Annotated in this window: 2 protein-coding genes and 1 pseudogene; 2 read left to right on the top strand and 1 reads right to left on the bottom strand. The window is 67.5% G+C overall.

Translation table 11 applies throughout. The features are described from left to right. Positions 1-277 (bottom strand): annotated as a pseudogene (locus ASJ79_RS34335) (hypothetical protein); the annotation flags it as partial. Positions 278-337: 60 nt separating this feature from the next. Here ASJ79_RS34335 and ASJ79_RS22265 point away from each other — a divergent pair. Beyond that, on the top strand, positions 338-2,101 hold the full coding sequence (locus tag ASJ79_RS22265; protein ID WP_197420326.1) for a GAF domain-containing sensor histidine kinase: 1,764 nt from the start codon (positions 338-340) through the stop codon (positions 2,099-2,101). Between the two features lie 451 nt (positions 2,102-2,552). After that, the coding region (locus ASJ79_RS35210) for a hypothetical protein (protein ID WP_197420325.1) at positions 2,553-2,660 on the top strand (108 nt) is incomplete at its 3' end.

The raw sequence follows: 2,660 nt of genomic DNA, 5'->3' as shown, positions 1-2,660 counted from the left end.
GCAAGGTGAAGGTCAACTTCGCGAAGGGGTCGTCGGTGCGCGATCCGCACAAACTGTTCAACGCGAGCCTGCAGGCCCCCGTCGGGCGTTCCATCGATCTGCGCGAAGACGACGAGCTGGAGGCCGAGCGGACCAGTCGCGCCGGGTCGGCGAACAGGTCGACGCCGTGATCGGCGGCCACCCAACGCCACGGTTGACTGTTGTGCAGTGACGGCGCCCGGCAGGCCAACTGCAGTGCGTCGATGATCGCGGTGGCGGGCACCCGTGTCGCGGCCATCAGGCCCTCCTTCGGTTCAGCTCCCAGCCTGCCCGTCCGGGATGCGCGCGGACAGGGCCGATGGTCCTCAACACCGCCGGATTCGGGGCCGCGGTGGTGCACCATGGTCGTGTGGCGGACACCGACGAGCCCGGATCCGACGGCGGGGTGCACGCGCTGCGTGGTGCGCTGTCGCAACTGCGGCTGCGTGAACTGCTCAGCGAGGTCCAGGACCGCGTGGAGCAGGTCATCAAGGGCCGCGACCGGTTGGACGGCCTGATCGAGGCGATGCTGGCGGTCACGTCCGGACTGGAACTCGATGACACATTGCGCACCATCGTGCACACCGCGATCGAACTGGTGGACGCGCGGTACGGCGCGCTGGGGGTGCGGGGGTCCGAACACGAACTGGTCGAGTTCGTCTACGAAGGCATCGACGAGCAGACCCGCGCGTCGATCGGGCACCTACCTGAGGGTCGTGGTGTCCTCGGTGTCTTGATCGATGACCCGAAACCCATTCGTCTGCACGATATCTCGGCGCACACAGCATCAGTGGGCTTCCCGCCGAACCATCCGCCGATGCGCACGTTCCTCGGTGTGCCGGTGCGCATCCGCGACGAGGTGTTCGGCAACCTGTACCTGACCGACAAGATCGGCGGCCAGCCGTTCAGCGAGGACGACGAGGTGTTGGTGCAGGCCCTGGCGGCGGCCGCGAGCATCGCGATCGAGAACGCGAGACTCTACGAACAGTCGCGCGCCCGTCAGGAGTGGATCGCGGCCACCCGCGACATCGGCACCGAGCTGTTGTCGGGAACCGACCCGGCCGGAGTGTTCCGCCTCGTCGCCGACGCCGCGCACCGGCTCAGCGGGGCGCGCACCACGATCGTCGCGATTCCCGGCGATCCGGACCTGCCGACCGATGAGGTCGACGAGCTCACCGTGATCGCCTGGGCCGGCCAGGGTGCCGATGTTCCGCCACCGTCGATACCCGTGTCGCACACCGCGATCGGAGCGGCCTTCGCTCAGCGGCTGCCGGGAAGCTTCAACGGCGCCGACATCGGCACCGGAGCGGTGGTGGGCCCTGCGCTGGTCCTGCCGCTGCGTGCCACCGACGCCGTTCCCGGCGTGCTGATCACCGTGCGAGATATTGGCGCACAATACTTCCGACCCGATGAACTCGACATGATGGCCGCCTTCGCCGACCAGGCCGCGTTGGTATGGCAACTGGCGAGCGCCCAGCACAGGATGCGGGAGCTGAGCATCCTCACCGACCGGGACCGCATCGCCCGGGATCTGCACGACCACGTGATCCAGCGCCTGTTCGCCGTGGGGCTGACGCTGCAGGGAACCATCGCCCGTGCGCGTTCCGATGAGGTGCAACAGCGCCTTTCGGGCTGTGTGGACGATCTTCAGGAGGTCATCCAGGAGATCCGCACGACGATCTTCGACCTGCACGGCGGCTCGTCGGCGATCACCCGGCTGCGACAGCGGCTCGACGAGGCGGTCGCCGCGTTCCCGGGCGCGGGCATCCGCACGTCGGTGCAGTACGTCGGTCCGCTGTCGGTCGTCGACGGCTCGCTGGCCGATCACGCCGAAGCCGTTGTCCGGGAAGCGGTCAGCAACGCCGTACGCCACTCCGCCGCGACCACCCTCGCGGTGACGGTCACCGTCGATGACAACCTGTCGATCGAAGTCGTCGACAACGGCCGCGGAATCGGCGACGACGTCACCGGCAGCGGGCTGGCCAATCTGGCCCGGCGTGCCGCCGACGTCGACGGCACGTTCGCCGTCCGGTCAGGTCCCGACGGGGGGACGATGCTGACGTGGTGCGCCCCGTTGCCCTGACCTTGGGGCGGATCTCACCCTGATGGACCGGCGGGTGGTCCATTTCCCCAGCTTGACGCCGCAATCGGCGCGGTGAGCGGCCGTCCTGGTCTGTGACGGGATCGCTTCTCCTTCACAACGGTTGGATAACGCCAGTTCTGTCGCGCCGGTGATTTCACAAATTGTCGGTTCAGTAAGCCCGGTAACTACGCGGATGTAATTCGCACGGCACGGACGCAGAAGGACTGGGGGCACATGTCTCGGACGAAGAAGAGCATCGTCGTTGTCATGATGGGCAGCGCGGGATTGTTCTTGAGCGCCCCGGTGTTAGGGCCATCGGCAAACGCGAACCCCACCCGGGGCGGCGTCCCGTGCGTGGGCATCCTGCAGCAGGTCCTTTCCCGTCCCGGCGACATCCCACAGGCGCTGACCGACACGGTGCGGTCGTTCACCAACCCTGCGCGCTGCCGCGTTGTGTAACGACGCATCCCTGAACCAAGAGCAGGGCACCTGGAAGATCACGGGGGATCCTACCGAGGCGGCGTTGCTTGTGGCAGCTGCCAAGGCGGGTCTGGTCATC

This window comes from Mycobacterium sp. NAZ190054 (genome assembly GCF_001545925.1).
Lineage (GTDB): Bacteria > Actinomycetota > Actinomycetes > Mycobacteriales > Mycobacteriaceae > Mycobacterium.
The sequence above is the reverse complement of the archived record's forward strand: the minus strand, read 5'-3'. Positions and strand labels throughout refer to the sequence as shown.